21 protein-coding genes are annotated in these 26,506 nt (G+C 54.2%); 12 read left to right on the plus strand and 9 right to left on the minus strand.

The window, feature by feature from the left end; translation table 11 throughout:
• The first annotated feature begins 16 nt into the window (after window positions 1-16).
• Window positions 17-1,138 (plus strand): glycoside hydrolase family protein, encoded by a 1,122-nt coding sequence (locus EGT74_RS21950; RefSeq protein ID WP_123848678.1) that lies wholly within the window; start codon window positions 17-19, stop codon window positions 1,136-1,138.
• A gap of 373 nt (window positions 1,139-1,511) precedes the next feature.
• Here EGT74_RS21950 and EGT74_RS21955 read toward each other — a convergent pair whose 3' ends face one another.
• Window positions 1,512-1,859 carry a DUF488 domain-containing protein gene (locus EGT74_RS21955; protein WP_123848679.1) on the minus strand — a complete coding sequence of 116 codons (348 nt, stop codon included), beginning with the start codon at window positions 1,857-1,859 and terminating at the stop codon, window positions 1,512-1,514.
• A 131-nt stretch (window positions 1,860-1,990) separates the two neighbouring features.
• On the opposite strand from EGT74_RS21955, the gene EGT74_RS21960 reads away from it, so the two are divergent.
• From EGT74_RS21960 to EGT74_RS21980, 5 genes are read left to right on the plus strand one after another with little or no spacing between them, the layout of a single operon-like run.
• Complete coding sequence (locus tag EGT74_RS21960) at window positions 1,991-2,719, plus strand: hypothetical protein (RefSeq protein WP_123848680.1); 729 nt, start codon at window positions 1,991-1,993, stop codon at window positions 2,717-2,719.
• Between the two features lie 4 nt (window positions 2,720-2,723).
• Window positions 2,724-3,602 (plus strand): formylglycine-generating enzyme family protein, encoded by an 879-nt coding sequence (locus EGT74_RS21965; RefSeq protein WP_123848681.1) that lies wholly within the window; start codon window positions 2,724-2,726, stop codon window positions 3,600-3,602.
• 38 nt (window positions 3,603-3,640) lie between these two features.
• Window positions 3,641-4,738, plus strand: a complete 1,098-nt coding sequence (locus tag EGT74_RS21970) for a suppressor of fused domain protein (RefSeq protein WP_123848682.1) — start codon at window positions 3,641-3,643, stop codon at window positions 4,736-4,738.
• On the plus strand, window positions 4,735-5,076 hold the full coding sequence (locus EGT74_RS21975; RefSeq protein WP_181954767.1) for a cupin domain-containing protein: 342 nt from the start codon (window positions 4,735-4,737) through the stop codon (window positions 5,074-5,076). The genes EGT74_RS21970 and EGT74_RS21975 overlap by 4 nt, the downstream gene beginning before the upstream one ends.
• Window positions 5,077-5,088: 12 nt before the next feature.
• The gene (locus tag EGT74_RS21980) at window positions 5,089-5,730 is read left to right on the plus strand and encodes a DedA family protein (RefSeq protein ID WP_123848683.1); all 642 of its coding nucleotides are present in this window, start codon (window positions 5,089-5,091) and stop codon (window positions 5,728-5,730) included.
• Here the strand turns inward: EGT74_RS21980 and EGT74_RS21985 are convergent.
• Window positions 5,725-6,327 (minus strand): TetR/AcrR family transcriptional regulator, encoded by a 603-nt coding sequence (locus tag EGT74_RS21985; RefSeq protein ID WP_123848684.1) that lies wholly within the window; start codon window positions 6,325-6,327, stop codon window positions 5,725-5,727. The two genes, EGT74_RS21980 and EGT74_RS21985, sit on opposite strands and share 6 nt — an antisense overlap.
• Window positions 6,328-6,396: 69 nt before the next feature.
• Here EGT74_RS21985 and fabF point away from each other — a divergent pair, with 69 nt between their 5' ends.
• From fabF to EGT74_RS22005, 4 genes are all read left to right on the plus strand, one after another.
• Window positions 6,397-7,641 carry a beta-ketoacyl-ACP synthase II gene (gene fabF / locus EGT74_RS21990; protein ID WP_123848685.1) on the plus strand — a complete coding sequence of 415 codons (1,245 nt, stop codon included), beginning with the start codon at window positions 6,397-6,399 and terminating at the stop codon, window positions 7,639-7,641.
• 146 nt (window positions 7,642-7,787) lie between these two features.
• On the plus strand, window positions 7,788-10,733 hold the full coding sequence (locus EGT74_RS21995) for an endopygalactorunase (protein WP_123848686.1): 2,946 nt from the start codon (window positions 7,788-7,790) through the stop codon (window positions 10,731-10,733).
• A 72-nt stretch (window positions 10,734-10,805) separates the two neighbouring features.
• Entirely contained in the window at window positions 10,806-11,261 is a 456-nt protein-coding gene (locus tag EGT74_RS22000; protein ID WP_123848687.1) for a DUF4265 domain-containing protein, read from the plus strand.
• A 192-nt stretch (window positions 11,262-11,453) separates the two neighbouring features.
• Window positions 11,454-12,587: an FG-GAP repeat domain-containing protein gene (locus EGT74_RS22005; protein ID WP_123848688.1), complete on the plus strand. Its 1,134-nt coding sequence runs from the start codon at window positions 11,454-11,456 to the stop codon at window positions 12,585-12,587.
• Between the two features lie 37 nt (window positions 12,588-12,624).
• Here EGT74_RS22005 and EGT74_RS22010 read toward each other — a convergent pair whose 3' ends face one another.
• The 5 genes from EGT74_RS22010 to EGT74_RS22030 all read right to left on the minus strand — a co-directional run bounded on the left by EGT74_RS22010 (window position 12,625) and on the right by EGT74_RS22030 (window position 21,981).
• Window positions 12,625-14,772, minus strand: coding sequence for an alpha-galactosidase (locus tag EGT74_RS22010; protein ID WP_123848689.1), 2,148 nt, complete (start codon window positions 14,770-14,772; stop codon window positions 12,625-12,627).
• Between the two features lie 97 nt (window positions 14,773-14,869).
• Window positions 14,870-16,585, minus strand: a complete 1,716-nt coding sequence (locus EGT74_RS22015) for a RagB/SusD family nutrient uptake outer membrane protein (RefSeq protein ID WP_123848690.1) — start codon at window positions 16,583-16,585, stop codon at window positions 14,870-14,872.
• Between the two features lie 10 nt (window positions 16,586-16,595).
• On the minus strand, window positions 16,596-20,021 hold the full coding sequence (locus tag EGT74_RS22020; protein WP_158618262.1) for a TonB-dependent receptor: 3,426 nt from the start codon (window positions 20,019-20,021) through the stop codon (window positions 16,596-16,598).
• 206 nt (window positions 20,022-20,227) lie between these two features.
• Window positions 20,228-21,283, minus strand: a complete 1,056-nt coding sequence (locus tag EGT74_RS22025; RefSeq protein ID WP_123848692.1) for a FecR family protein — start codon at window positions 21,281-21,283, stop codon at window positions 20,228-20,230.
• Between the two features lie 143 nt (window positions 21,284-21,426).
• Entirely contained in the window at window positions 21,427-21,981 is a 555-nt protein-coding gene (locus EGT74_RS22030) for an RNA polymerase sigma-70 factor (protein ID WP_123848693.1), read from the minus strand.
• A 287-nt stretch (window positions 21,982-22,268) separates the two neighbouring features.
• On the opposite strand from EGT74_RS22030, the gene EGT74_RS22035 reads away from it, so the two are divergent.
• Complete coding sequence (locus EGT74_RS22035) at window positions 22,269-24,341, plus strand: tetratricopeptide repeat-containing sensor histidine kinase (protein WP_158618263.1); 2,073 nt, start codon at window positions 22,269-22,271, stop codon at window positions 24,339-24,341.
• A gap of 55 nt (window positions 24,342-24,396) precedes the next feature.
• On the opposite strand, the gene EGT74_RS22040 is transcribed toward EGT74_RS22035, so the two are convergent.
• Window positions 24,397-25,176, minus strand: coding sequence for a type 1 glutamine amidotransferase domain-containing protein (locus tag EGT74_RS22040; protein ID WP_220392926.1), 780 nt, complete (start codon window positions 25,174-25,176; stop codon window positions 24,397-24,399).
• Window positions 25,177-25,268: 92 nt separating this feature from the next.
• On the minus strand, window positions 25,269-25,832 hold the full coding sequence (locus EGT74_RS22045; protein WP_123848695.1) for a Crp/Fnr family transcriptional regulator: 564 nt from the start codon (window positions 25,830-25,832) through the stop codon (window positions 25,269-25,271).
• Between the two features lie 120 nt (window positions 25,833-25,952).
• Here EGT74_RS22045 and EGT74_RS22050 point away from each other — a divergent pair, with 120 nt between their 5' ends.
• Entirely contained in the window at window positions 25,953-26,336 is a 384-nt protein-coding gene (locus EGT74_RS22050; RefSeq protein WP_123848696.1) for a hypothetical protein, read from the plus strand.
• The last annotated feature ends 170 nt before the right edge of the window (window positions 26,337-26,506 follow it).

The following is a 26,506-nucleotide window of genomic DNA, read 5'->3' on the forward strand; positions in this document are numbered from 1 at the left end:
GCTTCATTCCGACGTTATGAAACAACATCTTTTACTGGCGATCGTATTACTGGCCGGCGCAGCCGCCAGGGCACAGAAAATAGACCACCTCGCCGAACTGAAGTCTCAATCCGCCAATCCCGTTTTCAGCAAACTGGCCGACGCGCCCCGTGGCGGCGGTTTTTCAATGAAGGGATATTGGGTCTGGTGCGGTTCGGCCGTGAAAGGCGAGGATAACAAATACCACCTGTTCGCATCGCGCTGGCCCGATTCTCTGGTGTTCCATCCCGGCTGGATGGTGGCTTCGGAAGTGGTGCACGCGGTAGCGGATAAACCCGAAGGACCGTACACTTTCTCCGACGTAGCGCTGCCCGCAAGAGGCGCCCAGTATTGGGACGGCAGGGCCACGCACAATCCCCAGATCGTGAAGCACAAAGGGCAATACATCCTGTTTTATATGGGCTCCACCCACCCCTTCGAAGATCCGAAAGCGAAGGAACTGACGCTGCAAAGCCACTGGTGCATTGCTGCAAGGAACAATAAACGTGTAGGCGTAGCCGTATCAAACAGTCCGTATGGCCCATGGAAGCGCCTCGACCAACCGGTGCTGCCCGTCAAGCCCAACACATTTTACAGTTTCCTCACCTCCAATCCCACAGCCGTGGTACACGACGACGGCTCGGTGCTGATCATGTTCAAGGGCCGCGGGCATAAAGGCAATACCCATTCCCATATGAGCCTGGGCGTCGCCAAAGCCCCTTCCATTTTCGGGCCGTATAAAGTATTGAACAACGATCAGCCGATTTTCAGTGTGGATACACAAGGCGAAGCGGAGGATCCTTTTATGTGGAAAGATGCGGGCGGCTATCATATTATTTTTAAAGACCAGGTAGCCAGGTTTACCGGGGAAAGGGGCGGCGGCGTGCTCGCGCATTCGAAAGACGGCGTGAAATGGACCATCGACAAAGACCCGAAAGCCTATTCCCGCACCGTATCCTGGAACGACGGCAAAACCGAAATGCAGGGCCAGCTGGAACGCCCCTTCATTTTATTCGAAAATAAAAAACCGGCATACCTCTTTTTCGCGACGATGGACGGACCGGGCGGCTTCAATAACGCCACGCGGTCGTGGAATATGGTGATCCCGTTCAAAAAATAATTGTTTAGGCATACATCCGTTCCCTCTGAAACACCTGTTTCCGGAGTGGACTTTTGTTTGAGGGAGATGGGAACTGACTGAAAGCAATTTGATTCAGGTTCTATGGAATATTGCTTGGAGGGAATTTCCGTTTGGATGCGACAGTTATTGCGGATGATGTACGAAGGAACAATCCCACACACTACAACTTCGCCTTCAATAACTCCCACAGCACCACCGCCTGAAGTTTTCCTCATCCTTCGCGCCATACAGGGAGATGGGAACTGATCAAAAGCAATTTGACTAAGGTTCTATAATACGCTGCCTGGGGAAGCAACTTCCGTTTGGATGCGGCAGTTCTTGCGGATGATGTACGAAGGAACTATCCCACACACTACAACTTCGCCTTCAGCAACTCCCGCAGTACCACTGCCTGATTGTTTTCCTCATCCTTCGCGCCATACAGCAAGGTGACGGCCTTGTGCTTTTTGATTTCAGGCAGCAGGGCGGCCAGGGCATCCGATGCCTTCAATTCCGCTTTATACCGCTTTACGAATTCCGGCCAGTGCTGCTCTTCGTGGTGGAACCACTTGCGCAGTTCGGTGGATGGGGCAACCTCTTTTGCCCAGAGGTCGACCTGCGCCGTTTCTTTTTTGATGCCCCGCGGCCAGAGGCGGTCTACCAGTATGCGGAAACCGTCTGCCGGCTGAGCTGGTTCGTAAACACGTTTAATGTTTATCATGTGAAAAACTTTTTAGCACGATATGCTGCCGGCCGAAGCCGGTTGCACCTGCTAAATATACGAATTCAGCGGCAGGCAGACATGCGGTAAATAAACAGTATTTTTACCCCACTTTTCTAAAATAACACTGAATGAAACACCTGCTCACCGCAGCCTTCTTATGTTGCTCCCTGCACCTCGCCGCCCAGGACGCCGACGAATGGAAACCGGCCAGCAAAGAAAGCCAGGCCTACGCCGAATACCGCAGCAAAATTACCGTGCCCCCCTACGGGCTGGCTAAAGTGAAAAAACTCATCGCCGGTATTCAGGCGCCGGACGAAGACGTTCCCGCCAAACCGGCAGATAAGGATTACATGGCCCTCAGCCTCCGCGAAAAGTTCACCTATCACATGATCCACGCGGAGATATTCAGCCAGAACTGTGATGTACAACCGCCTGTGCAGGACGAGCACAAAAAAATATTCGGCACCCTGCCCGATGCCTTCGATGAACAAAGCTGGAGCGAACGGCAGCTCAACTTCCTCACCAGCAACCGCGATTCCGTGATGGCCATCATCAAAGAATCGGTGACGCGCAGCAAAAGAATGGGAGTGAATTACAAGCATGCCGTGGTGGAAGTGAACGGGAAAGAAATGATCCCCTTCCTGATAGATATCTATAACACCGATAAAAAAGATCACGACATCCTGACCGTGCTGCTCCTGCTGATGAGAAAAAACGAGTACCAGCCGTTTATGGCCTCTTCGTCGTACCGCAAACTGTATGGCGACAATGCCGACTTCAAAGCATATATCGATTTCAATACGGCGAATGAAGCCCTGATCATCGAACGGGCTACCAATTTCTATAAAAACCGCTGACGATATGTTCTCCCCTGCGCTCTGGCTCCTGCTGCTTTTTCAATCGCCTGCACCATTCGTGCAGGTGCCTGCCGGCACGTATACGGTCGGGCAAAAAGGTAGCCTGCAGAACCCGCTGCGGCAGGTAAAGACCGCTGGGTTTGAGATGGCGGCTACCGAACTGACCAATGCGGCATTCGCGGAATTTATCGCCGCCACCGGTTACATCACCGATGCCGAAAAATTCAGGAACGCACTGGTATTCGAGCCCGGCCTCGCTGAATTCAGATGGCTGGAAGACAGTACCGCCAGCTGGCGGTATCCCAACGGGAAAAGCCGCGGCGGCAGCAAACCCGATCACCCCGTTACCACCATCAGTTATCGCGACGCGGAAGCCTATTGCCAATGGGCTAAAGTGAGGCTGCCCACGCTCGACGAATGGGAAATCGCTTCCCGGGCCGGCGCTTCCACGCTATATTACTGGGGCGAGAAAACGGATCAAATCCGGGATTACGCCAACATCTGGCATGGCCGCAACCATCTCGTTGCCGACAGCAGCGACGGTTATATGTACACCTCGCCGGTAGGCCGTTTCAGGCCCAACGCATGGGGATTGTACGACATGTATGGCAATGTATTCGAGCTGTGCGCCGGCCGGCTGCCCGGTGAAAAAAACATCGCGCATGCGCGCGGTGGCTCATGGTGGTGCAGCAAAAATGCCTGCAACTTCTTTAATTCCGTCAACATCGGCAGGGTGCATCCGCGGGCCTCGTTCAGCAACCAGGGCTTTAGAGTAGTGAAACAAACCCGCGCCAATGAAGCAGTCCCAGCTGCACCCACGCATGCCCGTTTAAAAAAAGATAACAAAAACAGTTGCTGCCTCCTTGGGGGTACAGCAAAATAATTTGTAGTTTCCCGCTGCAAAGCAAAAATATTTCTTCCATGGCTAATACACCCGTAGCACTGCTCGAGCAGGCGAACAACAGAGGCACTTTGTATGCAGTAGTTGAGCAGGATGAGCGCACCGCTTATTTTTATATTTATCCGGCTGAGCCCTTCACCCAGCGTTATAACATGCGCGCCTGCTGGCTGCGCAACCTGCAGCCCGCGCCGGATGAACGCGACTACGGCGCCATGGAAAAAGGCACCGCTCCCCTCTTGGAAACACGTTATTGTAATCACCCTGATGGGAAGGAGTCCCTGCAGGCGGATGAACTCAGCGTGATGTGGCATGAGGAAGACGACGGCGCCACTCTGTTTTATCAGAACGAACCGCTGGCAGTAATCCCGGGCTGGTCGCTGGCAGCCGAACAACCGGCCAGTTATGCGCTGGATTGTACGGAAGTGGTGGAGAACTGCGGACTGTTCCCGCTCGCGGCCCCGGCCTTGTATGAACGCATCGAAAAAACATCGGCTTTCTGGGATAAATGGGGCAACGAAACAGAGAATCCCTGGCAGCCCATCCAGCAGCAATTTTTACAGGCCTATGAAGCGCAGTTCGGAGAAACATTGCAATACTACGCCATCGATCAGCAGATGTGGCCGCCGATGGCGCTGGCGCGGTTTGAGAAAGAGGATGTCGTTTATTTCCTGAGCCTCGGCGTGAGCATACGCCCCATGCCGTGGGTGGAATTGCTGTACAACGATCAGGCGCCCGGGTTCCGGAGAATGGAACTGGGACTGGCCGTCAGCAAAAAAGATTTCACGGAAGAAGAGATCATGATGATGGCGCAGGGCGTTTCCGGCATGGCCGACAGCCCCTGGGCGAACCTTACCTGGCTCGGCGAAGGGCATACCATCAGCTCCGCCAGCGTACCGGCCGGTTTCGACAGTTTTATCCTTTCCTCCGCCCTGTACAACGGCCCTGACATAGACCTGCCCGCCATGGAAGGCGACCGCGTGAATCTTTTCTGGGCCAGCCCGATTACACTCGCGGAAAGGGAAAGCGCCCACACCAAAGCCAACGGCGGTTACGATTTGCTGGAGCGGATGATTGGCGCGGGCATCCGGCACGTGGTTAAAAAAAGAGGCAGTTTATGATACCTGTTTCCATTACTAACGCAGCACATTACACCTGGGGCGATGCCTGCGACGGCTGGCATCTGCTGCAGTCGGACGGCCTGAGCGTTATCCAGGAGAACATGCCGCCCGGCACGGCGGAAACCATGCACCTGCACGGGCATGCGCAGCAGGTTTTTTATATCCTCAGCGGCGAGGCCGGTTTTATCGTGGACGGAAAGACGGTCACGGTTCGTGCCGGAGAAAGCCTGCACATCCCGCCGCGCATACCGCATGCCGTCCGCAATGATGGCCCCGCCGACCTCCGGTTCCTGGTTATTTCGGCGCCCAAATCGCATGGCGACCGTGTGAATATATAGTACCTTTATCCGATGTTGATCAACACCCTGCTAGCTGTTTTTGACGCCGAAGCGCTCATCCGGTATGGTGGCCTGCCGCTGATATGCCTCATCGTATTTGCGGGCAACGCCGTGTTCGCCCTGTTTTTTGTGCCAACCGGCGCCTTCCTCTTTACCGGCGGCGTGTTGATGGCCACCGGCGTGTTGCCTTACAATGTGTTCGCCGTTTGCGGACTGCTGGGCCTGGTAGCCCTGGCCGGCAGCCTTACCGGCTACTGGTTCGGCAGGAAAACAGGACCGGCGCTTTACCGCCGGAAAGATTCCCGCTTTTTCCGGGCGCAATACCTCAAAGCCGCCGAAGAATTTTATGAAAAAAGAGGAAAGCTCACCCTGCTCGCCGCTCCCTTCCTGCCCATCATTCGCACGTTTGCACCGATCATTGCCGGCATGATCCGGATGGACGTGCGCAGTTTCATAGTACCCGCATTTACCGGCGCGCTGATATGGGTCAGTTGTATTGTGCTGGGAGGATACCTGATCGGCAGCTGGCCCGTGATGCGACCGGTGCTCAATTATGTAGTGACGGGAATTATTATTGTAGTGAGCGTACCCGTGGTGCTGCGCATCCTCAAAGGGCTGCGCGACTGGCAGCGCAACAACCGGAAACCTTTATAACCGCATCTCCCCGAGCATCCACTCCAGGGTTTTTAATACTTTGTTCAGATGAGCGGGCGTATCCGTCACTTTGGCGATCATGACGCCCCCCTCGATCAGCGCTATCATGGCGAGTGCCAGCTGCGCAGGGTCGAGGCCGGGCCTGAATTCCCCCGCCGCCATCCCCCCTTTGATCAGCGATTCGATACTTTTTTTCCACCCGGCAATGGCCTGGGCTGCACGCACTTTCAGCACATCGTTGGTATCGTCCGCTTCAACAGCCGTATTCAGCACAGGGCAACCGCCCTTCGGATATCCCTTCCGGATGAAATCGCCATAGGCGCCCGCATATACCATCAGTTTACCGTAGTAAGTAGTTTCCTTCTCCATGCGCCGGTTCACCAGCTTCACCACCTCGCCGTAGTTATGATCGAATACAGCCGCCGCCACCGCTTCCTTGTTCTCGAAATTACCGTAGATACTGCCTTTGGTCAGCCCCGTAACAGCCGTCAGATCAGACATGGAAGTGCCCGCAAACCCCTTTGTGTTGAACACCCCGGCTGTTTTTTCAATAATGTACCGGCGGGTGCGCGCTGCTTTTGTTGAAGCGTTATCCATACCACGAAGATAAATAAAATTATACCGTTTGGTATTTTTTTGAATTATATTTGCCGTAAAAGAAGCACTATGTTAAAAAGGGTAGTTGTAACAGGTTTAGGCGCATTGACCCCGTTGGGGAACAACACGCAGACTTTCTGGCAAAACGCGGTGGCCGGCGTTAGCGGTGCCGCCAAAGTCACACGGTTCGACGCCTCCCTGTTCAGAACGCAGTTTGCCTGCGAACTGAAAAACTTCAACGCGGCGGATTACCTCGACCGTGGCGATATCAAAAGAACAGACCCTTTTACACAATATGCGCTGATCGCGACCGACGAGGCCATCAAAGACGCCGGCATCGACATCAACACCATGGATCCTTTCGAGGTAGGGGTCATCTGGGGCACCGGCCAGGGCGGCATGGAAACGTTCGAGGAACAGGTGAAGGAATATGCGCTCGGCGACGGCACACCCCGCTTCAGCCCGTTCTTTGTACCCAAACTGATTGCCAACATGGCGCCGGGCATGATTTCCATGCGCAACGGTTACATGGGCATCAACTATACCACCGTTTCGGCCTGCGCCACTTCCAATACGGCCATCATGGATGCTTTTAATTATATCCGGCTGGGCAAGGCCAAAGTAATCATCACCGGTGGTTCTGAAGCGCCCATTACACCCGCCTCGCTGGGCGGTTTCAGCAGTATGAAAGCCATGAGCGCCCGCAATAACGATCCGCAAACGGCATCGCGCCCCTTTGATGTGGACAGGGACGGTTTTGTGATGGGCGAAGGCGCGGGAGCTTTGGTACTGGAAGAATATGAGCACGCGGTAAAACGCGGCGCACGCATATATGGAGAGGTAAGAGGCGCGGCCATGACGGCCGACGCTTATCATATGACGGCCACCCATCCGGAAGGGCTGGGCGCGGCCAAAGCAATGGAGCTGGCGCTGCAGGAAGCAGGCGTAACCATCAAGGAGGTGGACTATGTAAATGTGCATGCGACCTCCACCCCGGTGGGCGACCTATCCGAACCGAAAGCACTGTTGAAACTGACGAAAGACGAGCCCAATAAAATGCAGATCAGCGCCACCAAATCGATGACGGGCCACCTGCTGGGCGCCGCTGGCGCCATTGAAGCCATTCTCAGCCTGATGGCCATGCAGCACAACATCGTGCCGCCCACCATCAACACCACCGTGATCGACCCGGCCATCCCGGCCAGCCTCAACATCGTTACCGGCGCCGCCATCGACCATCCCATCAACATCGCGATGAGCAATACGTTCGGCTTTGGCGGGCACAACGGCATCGTCGTGTTCGGCAAGGTGTAAGGCGAATATCTTACAAGAAAGTGAGCAAAAAAACCAGTCGGGGTTTATTATCTTGAAGGCCGGCCCGAACGTACCGCCATGGCACAGAATACCACCAGAGCGGCTGATGTTGAACCGGGAAATTACATACTGATAAATCCACGATTATGAAACTACTGTCTTTGGTGTTATGCACCCTGGTTGGTTATGTATTGTCCGCAAAAGCGGGCGACCAGGGCGGCCAACCCGGTACAGGCGTCCAGGCAGGCAGCAATGCCACGCACATCCTCCGCATTTCCGGCGACACCCTTGTGGTGGCCACCGGCAGCACCTATGTTTTTACAGTCGATACGCATCCCGATTCGGGACTGGTGTCCACCCGCCCCACCGTTCCGCAACTGCTTTCCCAACTGACCGCTCAAAACGGGGCCGCACAACAATATGTGCTTTCCGGAAAAAACGGCACGCCCAAAACGGATGGCCTCGTCGAAACCGGCGACCGGCTCAGCATAACGGGTGGCCCATCTTTGTATGTTCTCGTTCGTCCGGCCGCACTCAGCGGCAAACTGCAACTCGAAAGGAATGCCATCACACAGCACACCCGCAGCAGTGTTATACTGTACTTCACCGCAGGACAGCGCAGCCCGGCCGCTACCGTAAAGATTTACATTCCGGCAGGCATATCCGTCACACCAGATAATACCACGGTGAATGTGATCGGCCGGGGCGATGTAAAGCTGAAAGACCTGGCCACACAATCCATCGGCCGCGTGGGCTCGAAATATTCGTATTCCAAGGTCGGTACATACGCCATTACACCCATACCTGCAGGTACCTTGCTCACGCTCAGCGGCCTCGATCTGCGGCCCGCTAACGGGGCGGATATAAAACTGGTCATCGCGGATGTATCACTCGGTAAAGCCGGCCGCTATGCGTTCAAAGCCACTTATACCACGGCAGTACCGGAAGTGCTCACCAGCGCGGGCACCGGTACGGAAGTGGCAACACTGGATGTAACACCCACCATTGCGGATTTTCACCGGGAGACAGACGGGAGCCTGCAATACAGGGAATCTGCCGGCACCTATACCACGGCGCGTTTTTCCTGGAGCCCCGTCAAAGGCGCTACGGGCATCCAACTGATGCAATCGGTGGATGAAGGCAAAACCTGGGCGAAAGCAGCAGCCAATGTGGATGTACAGCGCGCCTCCGCCACCGTTAAAAAACTGCTGCCCGGTAAACGGTACAGTTTCCGGCTGATAGTGAAGGACGGGCCGCATAAAGGGTTTTCCAACATTGCCCGTTGTTATTCGGGGAAAATGGATATCAAACAATTTGGCGCCACCGGCGAAGAAAAAGAAGATTGCACGGAGAAAGTCAACCAGGCCATCGCCTACCTGCACAGCATCGGCGGCGGCACCCTCTTGTTCAGCCCGGGCACATATTCGGTCCGTACCGTGCACCTGCAAAGCAACGTGTATCTGTATATCGATAAAGCCGCCACCATCAAGGCGCTCAAAGGCGCAGACGCGCCGGAAACCACCTGGTTCAGCGATAAAAAATACCGCTCCGGCCTCTCCCCCACAGATGCAGGGCCTTATGAAGATCCGGAGAATTACATGACCAAACAGGACGTAGGGCATCACTACTTCAGGAATACCATGTTCTTCGGCGAACGCCTCGACAATATCAAGATCATCGGTAACGGCCGCATCACCGGCAACGGCAACCTGGTTACGGGCGATAAAGTGATGAACAACGCGCCTGACAACCGCGCGGATAAAATGTTCACCCTGAAGCTCTGCACCAACATCGAGATCGGTGGTATTCACCGCGCGGAAGATCTGTGGTACGACGAAACAAAGGATGCGCCTTACTACATCGGCAAAAAAGGTGAAAAGATCACTGATACCGGCAACATGCTGCAGATAGACCGGGGCGGCCACTTTGTACTACTGGCCACCGGCAGCGACCACATCAACGTGCACAACACGTATTTCGGGCAGCACGGCACTTCCAACGCCCGTGACATCTATGATTTTATGGCCTGCAATGATGTAACCGTCACCAATATCTATTCGAAAGTCAGTTCGGACGACATTGTCAAACCCGGTTCCGACTGCTCGCTGGGTTTCACCCGGCCCGTCAGCCACCACCGCGTGCGCAACATCATCGGCGACACCAACTGCAACCTGTTCCAGATCGGGTCCGAAACCGCAGACGACATCATGGATATTTGCGTGGACAATATTTACATTCTTGGCGCCAACAAAGCCGGCTTCTCCATCTCCACCAACGACGGCGCGCATATCAAAGACATCCACCTCAACTGTGGCCACACCGGCGCTATCCATTCGCGCTCCAAAATGTACCGCAGCTACACACCGTTTTTTATTTCGATATCCAACCGGGCGCGCATCCTGGGCGCCGAAGTGGGCAAATACGCTTTCACCGACAACGGTGTGGCACACCATGAGCTGCTGGTTAAAAATGTGAACATCGGGCAAGTGGAAAACATCATCCTGAACGGGATCGATATATATGAAGTGTATGCCGGCAGCTCTTTCAGCGGTCAACGCTGGAAAGCATACGATGGCTCGCAGCGCCGCTCCACGCCGATTGTGGCGGGTTATGGCCTGCCTGCCGGTAAAGATGTGCAGGGCGGGCTGGACTTCAAACTGCCCAACGGCAAACACACCGGCTATATCAAAAACGTGGTGTTCAATGATGTGCATGTGCTCGTAAAAGGCACCAATCCCGCATCAGACACCGCCATGGCGCCGCCAGAGCTGGGGGTGGGCCAGTACAATGCCTCCAACCTGAAAGTATTGCCGTCGTACGGTTTGTGGGCCCGCCATGTAAACGGCCTCACTGTAACGAACAGCAGTTTTAATTTCGAAAAGCCCGACGGCCGTTACGCCATAATGATGGATGACGTGCATGGCGCCCGCATTTCCGGAGTGAAAATGGTGAAGACGCCGGGCAACAATGTGCTCATCAAACTAAAAAACTCCACAGGCGTGGACCTCGAAAAATCAGCCTTTTACAATACCGCCTGGGGCAGCGCACAGGCCGATCTGCCGGCGCGGCAGAATACCGATCGCGATTTCTGATCATTGTTGCATATAACGGATGCCCCGGCCATCACCGGGGCATTTTTTTGGTTTTTCGTATTTTGCCGTGGTATGAGCCAACCCGTAAAAATATTGTTCCGGTTCCACAGCAGCGTGCTGGGCGAAGAAACGGTGGAAACCCTCCACGCCGAAACCATCAGTGAAGCGCTCGGGCTTTACAAAATCGACAGCATTCCCTTTTATGTGCCCCAGCTGGCCTGCGGCGATATTGTGGTGGCGGAATACGACGAAGCGGAAGCCCATCTCACCTATCGTGAAACCATCGAACCCTCCGGCAATTCAACGGTGCAGGTGGTGCTGCTGAAACACCCGGAGCATGTGGGCGCCGTCCGCGAAATATTCCGGGAAATGGGTTGCGCGTCTGAAGGGTACGGCATCGGTTATTTCGTGATGCACATCCCGGCCGACCTCGATTATATGCCGGTCAAAATCAGGCTGGAACAGTTATCGGCCACCGGCGAACTGGATTATGCGGAACCGCTGTTGTCCGATAACCACCGGCTTTGAGCGGGGCCCGGAGGAATGAATGCCTTGCATCAACATCGGCAACACTGTGGCTTGCCAATTCATGCATCCGGGCACGAAGCAGGTTGAACTTTCTGAAGCCGTGCAACCAGCAGCGCCACGAAATGCTGGGATTTACGGGATTAATTGCCTATTTTAACCGGGTTCATTACACCCGAAATCCCCTTTCACGTCATGAAAAATATTTTCCTCAGCGCGGTGGCGGCCGTCAGCGTGTCCGCCGTCTGCAACGGCCAGCAACCCGTATCATTCAGGAAACACGTGATCAGCAGCATATTTGTGTCTGAAGGGTCTGCCACCGGCGATGTCAACAACGACGGCAAAACCGATATACTGGCAGGTCCTTACTGGTACGAAGCCCCTTCCTGGAAACGCCATCAGCTTCATGCAGATACGACCAACGCCATTCCCGGCTATTGCACCACATTCCTCAATTTCTGCATGGACGTGAACAGCGACGGCCGTGTTGACCTCATCCGCTTCGACCAGCCCGGCGCCGTTTGCGCCTGGTACGAAAACCCCGGTAAAACCGGCGTGCGCTGGCAGCAGCACGTCATCCTGAAAACAGCCGGCAACGAAACGCCCCTGCTCGAAGATGTGGACGGCGACGGGCGAAAAGACCTGATCTGTAACGATTCCGAAGCCCGGCAGGTGATCTGGCTCAAATCCCCCTCGGGAAAAAACAGCAAGGAATGGGAGCGGTACATCATCAGCAACGACAGCCTGCGGGGCACTCACAAATACACCCACGGCCTCGGCTGGGGCGACATCAACGGCGACGGCAGAAAAGACGTGATCATCCGGAACGGCTGGTGGGAATCACCGGCGGATGTGAAACAAACCGGATGGACCTTCCACCCCGCCGACCTCGGCAAGGAATGCGCCAACATGGTAGTGCTGGACGCCGACCGCGACGGCGATGCGGACATCATCAGCTCGTCGGCCCACAACTACGGCATCTGGTGGTACGAGCAGCAACCCAACGGATGGACGACGCACGAGATCAGCAAACAATTCTCGCAAACGCATGCGCTGATCATGGCAGATATCAACAACGACCGGCACCCCGACTTCGTCACCGGCAAACGTTATTTTGCCCACAACGGCAAAGACCCCGGTGCATTCGAACCCGCCGTATTGTACTGGTTCGAATACAAACCCGGCCAAACGCCCGCCTGGACGCCCCACCAGATCGACAATAACTCCGGCGTCGGGAATGGTTTTGTGGTCACGGATATGAACGGCGATAAAAAAACCGACATCGTGGTCTCCAATAAAAAAGGCGTGTTCTACTTCGAGCAGCGATGATCAATAAAAAAGGAGGGCGATCGCCCTCCTTTTCATTTTATTCAATCACCCACCAGCTATAGCTTCCGGGTGCCAGCGTAACCGTCATGCTGATCTCAAAATTCCGGTTCAGCGGGTATGTTTTCAATGTTTTCCCCGATTCTTTTACTTTCGCCGTTGTGGTGAGGCCTGTGTAATACAGCGGCACCGCAATGGTTCTGGTAATGCTCGTCTTAAGCGGGTTGTACAGGATGAGTAGACCTTTTTCCTTCAGCTGCGGGTTGGCGTGCAGGATGCCGTCCCAATCCCGGGCATCGGGGCGGCGGAGGTGGATCACATCCGAATTCAGGATATCGCGGTATTGTTTGTACCAGTTCACCATATCCGTCACCACTTTTTTGGTTTCTTCCGAATCGTACAGGCGCGGGCCGCGGTAGCAGGCCTGTACACCGGCGCCGTAATACTGGAACATCAGTTGTTTGTAATCGTCCAGGTGATCTTTCAAAGGCTCCAGCACGGCTTCGGGGCCGCCGCCGTGGTAGCGGGTAAGCGGCACAAATCCCCAGCCCATGGAAGGCGTTTTTTCCCAGGTGCCGTCGAATATATTCTGGCGGTTGAGGATCTTCTGCTGTTCGCGGGAGAGCGAAAAGTTCACTTCGCGGTAGCCCAATGCGATTTTGTTGGTGCCGTCGAGGAAGTACCAGTCGGGGGCATTGATGTACACCCCTTTTTCATTGAGCCAGCGGTAGAGCTCCTTCTGGATTTCCATCTGCCGCCATTGCGAATCGTCCAGTCCCTTGTGGCCGGGGTGCGTGGTAGACGCACAAACGTCGCCGGGGTAAGGCCCGTCATTTTCCCAGATGTCGAATCCGGTTTGGGTGATGAACGCTTTGATTTTATCGCGGTAAGCCAGGCCCCATTCGCTGCCGAAGCAGGGCGCATTCCCGAAAAACGCGCCGCCGGGTTTGCCGGTAACGGGGCTGATCACATCGTCTTTATCGCTGATGCGGCGGGAGCTGAACAGCGAATAGCCGCCGATCAGGATGCCTTTGCTGTGCGCATACGCCGCGTTTTTCTTCCAGCGGGCGATATTGGCGGCGGAGGTATCTTCCATGTTTACATGACTGCCGAAACTGAGGATGAGCGCTTCATACCCGGTGGCGGCACATTGGTCCACGGCCTCTTTCACCTGCTCATCGTTTTTGCTGACGAGGTGCATAAAGATGGGATTGCCCGTGGTCCAGGGCGCAATGGTGCGGTACATCTTCCGTACGGCGAGGCCGCGGCGCTCACGGTCGTAGCTGTCCATCAGCAGTTCGTTGGTACCTACGGATGTAAACGTTTCGCCCTGGGGCAGTATCACATCCGTCACTTTATCCGGGTACACTTCCAGGAGGCAGGGCGTGCCCAGGTCGTAATTCACCTGCGAGGTGTACACCGAATCGGCTTTCCAGTGCGTGGTCTGATCGCTTACCGGGTACTGCATCGCGTTATTGAAGGCATAGTTCGTTTCGACATAAATGCCCTGCGGCTTGCGCAATTGCGCCGGTGTGCCCACCACGGCGCTTTCTTCTTCCACCAGCGCCAGCATTTCGTTCACCACCCGGTTTACGGAGATATTTTTACCGGCGCCGTTTTCGATCGTGAGCCATTTGGTGATCAGGGGAATGCCGTCGTACAGCGCATAATGCACTTTAACGGTCACACCCTGCACCTCGGGTGTGCCGGCTTTATAGGTGAATGTCAGCTGTTTGCCCGTGGCCTGCTGCTTATTGCCGGCCCAGTATCTGGCTTTCCATTGAACGCGCGGTTTGATATCCGCCACTTCATGTTTTACATACTGAAAGTCGCTGCTGCCTGCGGTAAACCCGTTCAGCCATTCAGGCAACAGGTAGGCATTTTCTTTCTGCCCATAGAGCCCGCCTACGTTGTATTCCTTCCCGTTCAGCCCGATCCGTGCTTCCGGTTTGACGGCGCGCAACAGCTGCTGACCGTTGCTCAGGTTCACATAGTCAAAACAGGCCACGTTCGGCGCAATACGGAAGGCGCGTTTCACCAGGCCGTTCGTCAGCACCACATCCTGCCCTGCGGATTGTACTTCCGCTTTTGCCGTTACGGGCGTTACCAGCCAGTCTTTTTTCTGCTGGGCAAATGCCAGTTGGGTGATCAATGCCAACCCTGATAATGAAAGCCATCTTCTATTCATGCGATAAAAATATTTTAAATCTGAGAATAAAGCAGGCCCTTTAAGACTAAAAGGCCTGTTATTTATTAACCAAAATCAAACAGTAAAGAGGAGCCGTCTACTCCAGGGTCGGATTAAACGTGCCGTTGTTCCAACCCGCGTTCTGTATCAGTTTCGGATTTTTTTCAATTTCCGATTGTGCGATCGGGAAAAAATAATACGTATCAGGCACCACCATCACATTGGTACCGTTGGAGATCAGCGGCACCACCTGGTAGGTGAAGTCCTGCGGCTGCAGCAGATATGCCGAGCCGTCGGCCGGGTTTTTACCGGGTTTCAGCGTGGCAAGCAGGCCGTGTTTTTTCATACCGTTCAGCAGCCCGAATTTGCGGGCCCTCCTGAGATCGGTGAAGCGTTTGCCTTCATAAATGAATTCGATCCGCCTCTCGTGGTAAATGGCCTCGCGGAGCTGGTCGCGCGTCATGGCGGCGTTGAGGCCATACAGGTTGGAGCCGCCGGGCTCAATGCCGGCACGTTTGCGGATCTGCACCAGTACGTCGAGCGCTTCGGCGCTGCGGCCGGTTTCGTTGGCGGCTTCGGCGAAGTTCAGCAATACTTCCGCATAGCGGATCTCCACCCAGTCGAGGTCGTTTTCCGTCACCACCGGTTGCGCCAGGCTCGGGTCCATGCCTTTAAGGGGATAAAAGCCGGTTCTGTTGAACAGCTGGCCGGGGCCGAACTGATCTTCCGCCGTGGCGATGCCCTGTACGGTATATTGCCTTCTGCCTGCTTTACCGCTCAGTTCATAAACACCACCGTTGTACACTACATTGGCGTAAAACCGCGGATCCCGGTTCTCCCAATAAGCCTGCACGTTGTAGGTATACGTCGAACTGCCCGGCTGCAGGCCATCTTTCATCGGGAAGGCTTCCACCATTTCCCAGATGGGCTGATCGCCTCCGGTGGCGTTCTTGGATTCGCTCAGCGGACGGCACATGTCTTCCCGCCTGCCGTTGGAGCGGTTTGGTTTCATAAACAGCACGGACAGCACCGCTTCGCTGTTGCCTTCGTTGGCTTTATTAAACAGCGCGCCGTAGCTGTTCATCAGCGCATATCCCTGCGTGGCCAGATCTTCCTTGGCTTTTTTGTTCACCGTGTAAGCCGCCGCCCAATAAGCGTTATTGTAAGGATTGGAGGGATTGAACAGCGGACTGGCCTTGTACAGCAACACGCGGCCCAGGAACGCCAGCGCGGCCGGTTTATCCACACGGCCACGGTCGGCGCCGGTGAATTTCGGCGGCAGCAGTGCAATAGCCTGCTGCAGATCCGCTTCGATAAAGTCGAAACATTCTTTGGTAGAATTACGCGGCACCTGCAGGTCATCCTTGATGCCCTGTGGTTTGGTGAGGATAGGTACGCCGCCATGCGTCATCACCGCGTTGAAATAATTCCATGCCCGCAGGAAATACGCCTGGCCTTTCACCGGGTCTTTCACTTTCGCTTCGAGTGTACCTTTTTCGATTTCTTCAAACAACACGTTGATGTCCCGGATATTGGCATACGGCCACACTTTGAAGCTGCCGTTATTCACCTGCACCGCGCCCGCCTCAAGAACGCCCGCTGCCTCATCCGCATTACCGCCATTGTTTACCGGCCATTCGCCCGGCATGGTACGGCGGTAGAGGTCCGTGAGGTAAGCATTGGTCAGCTGCGGATCATTCCACACTTTTTTCGGGTCGAATGCGCTGATATTTTCAACATCCAGGATTTTGTTACAACCCAGCGAAAACACCGCCAGGCTGACTACGATATATAAAAGCTGTGTACGTCTCATGGTCGTTCCATTAAAAGTTTAAGTTAATGCCGCCGGTATAGGATTTCATGATGGGATAAGAATCCAGCTGTTCCTGCTCGGGATCGGTTTCCTTGAATTTACTCATCACGAAGAGGTTGTTACCGGTGAAAAATACCTGCAGGTTACGCATGCCGATACGTTTTACGATATGGCGCGGAATGCTGTACGCCACATTCAGGTTACGCAGGCGGAGATAGGAGCCGTTGCGGATCCAGAAATTGGAGGGCGCCATGCCGGCTTCTTCGTATCCCCAGTCCAGTATTTTCGGGTATTTACCGTTGGGATTGTCGACCGACCAGGCGTCTTTCCATATTTCGAAATACGGGCGGTCTACCTGGAACACGCCGCCATTACGGTTTGTATCGTCCGTATCCTTTGTATTGTTGGTCATGATGATCTTATCGTACGCGCCTACCCCCTGGAACAGGGCGTCTACACTGATCCCTTTCCACGACACGCCGAGGTTCACGCCGAAGTTGATGCGGGGGATGGCGTTGTCGGACAGGAAAGCCCGGTCGTTGTAATCCACTTTTCCGTCGGGCCCTTCGGAGAAGTTGGCGCCGCGGATGTCTTTATACAGGATGGTGCCGATGACGGGTTTTCTGCCGAACTGGGTAAAACCCTGCGCCGCCAGTTTATCTACCTTCGCCTGGTCTCTCATGATGCCTTCCGAAACGAACCCGAAAATGCGGTTATCCGGATGACCGATCACGCTCCGCCAGGTGCCGCTAATGGCGGCCGCTTCGTCGCGTATCAGCCAGCGGTCTTTGGCATAGCCGATATTGGCGCCGATAGAAAAGTCCACTTCGCCTTTGCGGCCGCGGTATTGCAGAGATGCTTCGAATCCTTTTACGTCTTTGCTCGCATAGTTTTCAAACGGCAGCAATGCGCCCAGCGTGCCGGGTACGGTGCGCACCCTTTCGGTGAGGATGTCGGTCACCTTGCGGTTGAAATAGTCAATCTCACCGGTCAGTTTGCCCTGGAAGAGGGAGAAGTCGGCCCCGATGTTATAGGTCGCCGCTTTTTCCCAGGTAACGTCCGGATTGGGAAGCACCTTGGGGCGCAGGCCTGTGTTGAGGTTGGTGCCGAATACATAATTACCGAGGCCGTTGGGCTGTATCCAGTAGTTGTTCTGCCACTGGAAGGCAATGATGTTATCGTTGCCGGTGGAACCATAGGAACCGCGCAGCTTCAGCTCATCCACAAATGGCACATGAAAGAACTGCTCGCGGGAAATACGCCATGCCGCGGATACGGACGGGAAGAAGCCGAACCGTTTGCCCGGTGCGAAAATATAAGAGCCGTCTCTCCTGAACGAAAATTCCGCGATGTACTTTTCGTCGAATTCGTAGTGCAGGCGGCCTATCCAGGAAATCCTCGCGTAGGCGCCCTCACCGCCACCGAAAGAGCGGCGCTGCGCATCGCTGGAAGCGGCAAGGATCTGGTCTACGTTGCTCGACAATAATTCAGAGGCCGTTCCACCGAAGTTTTTGGTGCGGCCCTCCGCCTGTTCATACACCAGGTTCGCATCAACACTGTGTTGGCCGAACTTGCGCGCGTAATTCAGAAACCAGTTGAACTGATAGGAATTGTCGAAGTTGGCGTATTCCTGCACATTTTCATAACTGGCGCTGAGGTTGTGGATATTCATCTTGGTAAAATCGAGCGGGGCCGGTTCGTAGTTCGCCAGGCCGGAACCTGCCGTTTTATACTGAATGAAATAAGCTTTGTTGTGTTTTACGAATGCTTTGGCATTGCGCGTATCTACGTTGTAGTTACCGGTTACCGAAGCGCTCAGGCCCGGCACGTGCGGGATTTTCAGGTCAATTTTCAGGATGCCGTTGAAGTTGTTATACACCACTTTGCGGTAGCCGCCGTTGAAGAGCAGCTCCGGTATGTGGAAACCGCCGTTCAGTACCGGAAATGCATCGGCATCTTCACGGCCGGCCGGCGTACCGTCGGCTTTCATGTAGAAAGGGCTGAGCCGGCTGGCGTTGAAAGTGGCGCGGTAAAAATCCGCCAGGGTAAGGCTTTCCTCCAGATCATACGGCCAGTAAAAACGGTCGCCGGTTCTGCGGTAACCGCTCACGTTCACCCCGATGTTGAGGTATTCGTTGATTTTAGCGTCCACCTTGGCGCGGAAGTTATACCGGTCGTACGCCGTATTGCGGAACGAACCGGTGGCTTTGTTGAAACCTGCCATCATAAAGTACCTGATCTGTTCCGTACCACCGTTCACGCTCAGGTTATGCTGCTGTGAGAGGGGGTTTTGCCAGATCATGTCCATCAGGTTGTATGATCTGTTCTTATAATAATCGAAAGCAGCCGCGCCGTACGGTACATTGCCCGGCCGGCCCAGGTTGAGGTGCTGGTTATTTTTATGCGTCAGTTCATCGGTGGCGGAATAAGACTGCAGCGGGCGGGTGGTACGGCTGGTAGTGAGGAAAGATTTGAAATTAAACGACGGCACACCAAGCTTGCCTGTTTTGGTAGTTACCAGAATGACCCCGTCCGACGACCGAGAACCGTAAATAGCCGCGGTGGCAGCATCCTTCAGGATAGATACCGTTTCCACCTCATTCGGGTCCAGCACGTCGAAGTCTGCCCGGGTAGACACAATGCCGTCGATCACGACCAGCGGAAAACCGCCGTTGGGCGAGCCTACCCCGCGAATGGTAATATTGGAATTGGCGCCCACAAATCCCGAATTGTTAATGATCTGCGCGCCCGGTAAGCGGCCGGCCAGGGCGTTGGACAGGCTGGAAGTGGGGATAGATTCTATTTCCTTACCGCTGACCGACGCCACGGCGCCGGTGATGCTGGTGCGTTTCTGGGTGCCATAACCCACCACCACTACTTCATTCAGGCCCTTTGTATCTTCTTTCAGCACGATATCCCATTTGGATACGTCACTGATCCGTGCTTCATATTTCACAAAACCGATGGCCTGGAAAAGGAGGATGGCATTTTCGGGGGCGCTCAGCTCAAAAGAGCCGTCGATGCCCGTAGTAGTGCCGCCGGAGCCACCCATCACACGAATGGTAACGCCGGGAATGGGCGCGCCCTTTTCGTCGGTGACCCTGCCCTTGATGCGCTTGTCCTGCACCACTACCGCGCCGGACGACAGGATGATGAGGTCGCCGTTCATGACTTTGTATTGCAGACCGGTATTGGAGAGCAGGATCTTCACCGCGTCGAGCACAGGCGTTTCCTTGAAAGACAGGTGCACGCTGGCGGTGCCGGGCAGCATCTCCTCCGTGTACATGAACCGTACATTCCCCTTTTTGCCCAGCATTTCCAACGCTTTTTTAAATCCTACCCCTTTCAGGTCGAGGCTCACTTTGGTATCCTGCGAATGCAGCGAAGCCGAGGCATTCAGGCAAAGCAGCACAGTAAAAACAAAAGTCCATTTCATGGCAAGCAGCATTTTGTGGACGGGCCACCTGTGCAGGCACAGGCTTCCCCCTAACCAGTTTTTTTTCATACTTTTACTTTGGTTGTTATGAATAATCGATTACTGAAGGGCATGCAACGCCCTTTTGGATAATTGATTCAAAACCCGGGGAATGTGACAGCATTCCCTGTTTTGTTTATCCTGGAAATTTGAACGAAAACAGAATTTTAGTTGATGGTAACTACGTTGCCTTCAATTGCATAACTGAATGATTTGATTAATTGCATCGCCCTGAATGCCTGTTCAACAGTCTCTTTGTCGAAAATCCCCGTAAAGCGATATTTTTTTGCGTTTTGGTTGTTGATGACGATGACGATGTTATACCAGCGTTCCAGCCTGGGCGCCAGTTCTTCTAACGTTTCATTATTAAATACCAGCTGGTTCCTGACCCAGGCTGTTTCAGTATAGATCACGCTGTCCTGCTCCTCGAAAACAGGCCGTATGTTGCCTACCAGGTATTGATGGGCGTTTTTCGCCGGCTTATTTGCCGCAGCGGCGGGCCCTTCCTCCAGCACGAATTTCTCCATCGGGGCGAGCACGATCCGCTGCTCCGGCTTGTCGTCGATGTTCACTTCGATCTTTCCCGTGATGAGGGTCGCCTCCGTTATTTTATCGGCCGGGTAGGCTTTTACGTTCAGGGAGGTACCGAGTACGCGGATGCTGATTTTCCCGGTTTTGATGATAAACGGCCTGTCGGCTTTTTTAGCCACGTCGAAAAACGCTTCCCCTTCCAGCTGCACCAGCCTTTCCCCCGCCTGGTTCATGTTGTAGTCGTACACCAGTTTGCTGCCGGCGTTGAGCCATACCCTCGACCCGTCCGGCAGCAGCAGGCTGGAGCGCGAGCCGTTTTTCACCGCCACTTCCGCCCGGGAAGCGAGGGGAGCCGCATCCTGGCCGCGGTACATCCGGATGCCGGCAAACAAAGCCAGCAGGGCCGCCATGCCGGCCAGGGCGACAACCATCTTTCTATAACGGCGGCGGGGAGCCGGCTCTTCCTCCGCGGGCGCGTCAAAATCGTCCGCAAACCGCCGGCGGTGCTGCTGATAACTATCGCCCGTTTCTGCCGGCTGTTCTCCTTTTTGCCACAATTGCTGCAGTAGCTCCGCCTGGAAGAGGAATTCCGGCCGGGTGGCCAGCAGGTGGTCCAGCTCCGCCAGTTCGGCGGCAGTGGCTTCTCCGGCTAGTTTCCGGGCCATTAATTGTGTGATTCTTTCGTCTTCCATGAAATCCCAGTTGTCGCTTCTACTGATATCAGACAAGGTAAAAAGGGAAACTCCCTATTCTCCCGGACAATTTTTTTGAAGACCTGAAAGTGGGCTTGCACGGCAGGGATCATGCCGAAGAAGACTGTGTGCATCCTCCCGGGCTAATTCCGGTACAGTATTTTGATGCTGGAGGTGATCTTTTTGAGGGCGGCGACCAGTTGCGCGTCGACGGTTTTAACGGAGATATCCAGGATGGCGGCCACTTCGCGGTAACTCAGGCCTTCTTCGCGGATGAGTTTAAACACCAGCTTGCAGCGCGGAGGCAGGGTTTGCACCGCCAGTTCCACTTTACGCCTCATTTCGTTGGAAATACAGATCTGCTCAGGGTCCCGCAGGGTCAGCGAAAGCTCCACATCCACATCGTCGAGCGAAACGAAACGGCGGCCGGACGAAGATTTCAGCCAGTTCAGCGATCGGTTGCGCACCGCCGTCATCAGGTATACGCGGAGGTTGACGATGGCCGTGGCGGAGCTCCGGTTGCGCCAAAGGTTGATCAGTACATCCGCTGCTATTTCTTCCCCCTGTTCCATCGAGCGCACCAGCGATGCGGCAAAACGCTTCAGCCCCGGAAAATATGTTTCGAATATCTCCCGGTAGGCGTCCTCATCTCCCATGTAAATGCGCGCTAACAGCGCGGTACACTGTTCACCGTTCATGCACTGACTGTATGATATTGGTTTGATGGCTGTCGTAACCAAAGTACGAAGCCTGCCAGCCGTATGCAACGCCAACCCGGCGACCAGAGAATTTTCAATCGATTGTATTTAATTAATTATTATAGAAAAGCAAAATTGTATCAATTATCCCATCCGGCGGTATTATCTTGTCTGAAAGGGAGGCATTTACACAAAGGAGTATGCGGGAAGCTCAGGCCCGTAACAACAATAGCACCGGCACTTTTGTTTATCTTTTATTGCACTTGTTTTTTAACCGAATCGCCGATATGAAAGTTGCCGCGCTTATTGATCGCCTTGCCAGATGGGCGGGGGTTTCAGGCATATACTTACTGGCAGCCTGCTCAACCACTTCTCAGGAATCACCCGATCATCCGGAATATTTTGATCCGGTCCTGGAGAAAGCAACCGGTTTCGGTGGCGACCGGGTGATGGAGGCGTTTCATTACCTTGATTCCGTTTACGCAGCCTTCCCCGACGCCGGACCACTCGACCGTACGAGAAAATACAATTTCAAGCTCGATTATTACTGGAATATCAGACGGGATCCTTACCGGGCGAGGATCTATGCAGACAGCATCCTTTGGGTGCTTTCCGGGAAAACCACCCAGCCCGCCTATGCCATCGAATACGGCAGGGCACTGCTGCAGATTGGCGATCTGCTGAAGGAAGAAGGCAAATATAGCGATGCATTTTCCCGCTATTATGAAGGAAGAGCGTTCATCCAGCGGGCCGGCGACACCTGTTTTTTTAACGAATACAACTCCCGCCTGGCCGTCACCTATTATTATCAGAACCGGTTTCAGGAAGCGATCCCTTATTTCAGGGAGGCATTTGCAGTGCTGGATGCCTGCAAGCGCAATTTGTTTTACCGCTTCCGTAACCAGCAGGCAGACCTGGACAATATCGCGTTGTGCTACCACAAGCTGGGGCAAACCGACAGCGCCATGTTCTACTACGACAGCGCGACCCGTTACATCGCTGCTCACAAGGCGCCTTTCCTGAAAAACCCGCCACAGGCAAGATTTGTTGGGGAAGCGCTGGCCGTGATCAACGGCAACAAAGGGAGCCTGCTGCTGAAGATGGGCGACACCGCGGGAGCGGAAAATCTCTACCGGCAAAGCATCGCCACCAACCTTTACGGCAGCGAAACCAGGGACGCACAGATCACCATCACCAAACTGGTCACCCTTCATCTGGCGCAGAGACGCCACAGCGAGGCCGCCACGTGGCTGGGCGTGATGCGCCGGTCGCTTGACACCATGCCCAACGGAGAAAACGAAACCCTATGGCATAAACTCCGGTCGCAGTACCATCAGGCAACCGGCAATCATGCAATGGCACTGCTTTCGCTGCAGAGTTACATACGGGTGAAGGATTCACTGGAAAAAACCAGCAGCCCCTTGCGCGCCATCGATATACAAAAGGAATTCGGTTACCTGGCCCGGGAATATGAACTTACGCTGCTCAGGCGGGAAAACGAGGTAAAAACCACCTACCTGTACATTTCCCTCATCTTCTTTGCCATGACCATCGCCATCATCCTGCTCATCTGGCAGAACTGGAAACGGTCCAAAAAACACGTGGAGGAGCTCCGGAAACTGAATCACCAGATCCTCATCCAGCACGACCAGATGAATAAAAGCCTGGATGCCCTCGAACAGAGCCAGCTCGACAATTCGAAAATGATGAAAATCGTGGCCCACGACCTGCGCAACCCGGTAGGCGCGATTATCACGCTGACCGAACTGATCTGGCTCAAAGACAATGATCAGTCCGGCGAAACCCAAAGCCTGCTGGGCATGATGAAAGAATCCGGTGAAAAGGCGCTCAACCTCATCACCGAACTGCTCCGGATGAATGTGATCTCCAAAACGCAAATGGAACTGGTGCAGATCGACCTGGTGCTGCAATATTGCGTGGACCTGCTGCGGCTCAAAGCGGAAGAAAAAGACCAGAAAATCGTGCTGCATACCATTCCGATGACCCTGCAGGCCAGCCGTGAAAAAATATGGCGCGTTTTCAGCAACCTTATCACCAATGCCGTAAAGTTCAGCCGGCGTGGTACCGTCATTGAAGTAAGTATGAAAAGGGACAACAACCTGCTCCGGATATCCGTCAAAGACAACGGCATCGGCATTCCGACGGACATGAAAGACAAAATCTTCAGCATGTCGCCCGGCGCGGGCAGGAAGGGCACACAAGGTGAAGAGTCTTATGGTTTGGGGCTGGCCATCTCCAAACAGATCGTGGAATCGCACGGCGGGCGGATATGGTTTGAAAGCCAGGAAGGGAAAGGTTCCGTCTTTCATGTGGAGCTGCGCATCAATGCGCTGAATTAAAACAAAAGGACCGTTCCGGAGAACGATCCTTCAGTGATATGTTGTAACCTCCATCCTATTTCTTCAGCTCGGCCAGCATTGCTTCCCCTACCCCTTTCGCCGAAGCGGGGTTCTGCCCGGTGATCAACCGCTGGTCGACCGTCACGTGCGGTTGCCAGAGGGCCGACTTTTCGAATTTGCCGCCCCGCTCAATGAGTTTGCTTTCCAGCATGAACGGCACCACTTTTTCCAGGCCTACCGCCACTTCTTCCTCGTTGGTAAAGGCATTGATCTTTTTGCCGGCAACCAGGTACTGCCCGTTGCCAAGTTTTATGTTTACGAGCGCGGCCGGGCCGTGACATACAGCCGCTACAATGCCGTTATGATCGTAAATCTCCGCAGCAATGGCCGCCAGTGCTTTATTGTCTGCAAAGTCCCACATCGCGCCGTGGCCGCCGGCATAAAATATGGCGGCATAATCGGCCGGGTTGATGTCTTCCGGCCGCAGCGTATGCTCGATCTTTTTGCGGTACACGGGGTCTTCCCAGAATTTTTTGTTCACCGGGTCTTCCAGCGTAAACCCGTCCACCGGCGCTTTACCGCCTTTCGGGCTTACAAAATCGATGTCGTAGCCGGCTTCGTGGAGCACTTCCCACGGATGCGACGCTTCCCCGAGATAAAAACCCGTCGGTTCGCCGGTGTTGCCTTTTTTATCGTGGCTGGTTACCACGAACAGAATTTTTTTGTTCATTTTTTTTGCCTCTTTTGTTTGTGCCGCCAGCTGGCCTGATGCAGCAAACAGCGCATATGTGATCAATAATCCTTTCACGGCAATGGCCCTGAATATCTTTTTCATTTTCGCATCGTTTGATTGACGGTACAAAGTTGGTGCAGATAAGGGAACTGCCGGATGACGTGCATCACAAAATTTGTGTGACATGGATCACATCAGATCGAAAAGCGGCTGAGGGTTTCCCGCGAAACGCCCAGGTAGCGGGCAATCAGCTGTTTGGGTATCCGCTGTTGCATATCGGGGTACTGGCTGATGAAGCTGACGTAGCGTTCCTTTGCCGATTTGTTCATCATGGCCAGCAGCCTTTGCTGGATGCCGATGTACCCGAAGTTGGCCTTGACCCTTGAAAAATGCTCCATTTTCGGGAACTTCCTGCACATCTCCGCCAGCCCTTCGTAGGAGATGCCCAGCAGCTCGGTATCTTCCAGGCAATCGATCGCCAGCGTGGCTTTTTCCCTTTTGTAAAAGGCGGCGAAATCCGATATCCACCAGTTTTCCGGTGCAAACTGAACGATATGCTCCTTACCGTCCGTATTGGTAATGCTGCTCTTGAGCAATCCTTTCGTTACCAGGTACATATGACCTACCAGTTGGCCTTCCTGGATGAGAAACTGCCGGCGGCGGAGTTTTTTAGGGGAATAATAGGCGCTGACGGCTTCGTATTCCTCGTCTGTGAGAGGAACGATCTGTTCGATGTGTCGTCTTAGAAATTCGCTCATACGTTTTTCGGCTTTTCAGAGATGGCATAAGATAAGGCATATTTGCATGCGGGCAATAAACCCCAGTGCCCTGCGTTAACCTATAAGAGTCAAGACCATATCGAATTAAACAAGTTCAACATGCGTTTCCCCCTACAGACAGTGACCGTTTTGTTGTTACCATTGATCCTGTATAGTTGTTCCCGTGCGGGAGGGATTTTCCAGCGGAGGGAACAGGTGTACCAGCCGCCCAGGCTTGGTGCGGAATACCGCTTCGAGGAAGGGCTTCGCAAACAAAAGAATCCCCAGCAGCTGTTCAGCAAAAAAGAAAGGAAAGAAATGGAAAAGATGGGAAGGCTCACACCACAGGAACGCTCCGCCCCCAATACCCGCATTACCGCGATGCAGGCAGACAGCATCCTGACCGGTAAAACAAGGGACACTACCGCCGTACTGGCAGACAGTACCCAGGCGAAACCGGTAGACAGCCTGCACCAGCAACCGGTGGACACCACCAGGCACTAGTTTGATATCCTGATTCTTTTTTCCGCTCCGATACTCCCCTGCCATTTTCCGGTTGTCTTATCATTACAGCAATCCCAGCCAGGGCCACATGCAGTCCGCATGAAGCGCGCCTATTTTTTTTCCGGGCAACAGGCATGTTGCCCGCAGGGTTTGCTATGCCATTGAAAACG

It is taken from the genome of Chitinophaga lutea, assembly GCF_003813775.1.
Classification (GTDB): Bacteria; Bacteroidota; Bacteroidia; order Chitinophagales; family Chitinophagaceae; genus Chitinophaga; species Chitinophaga lutea.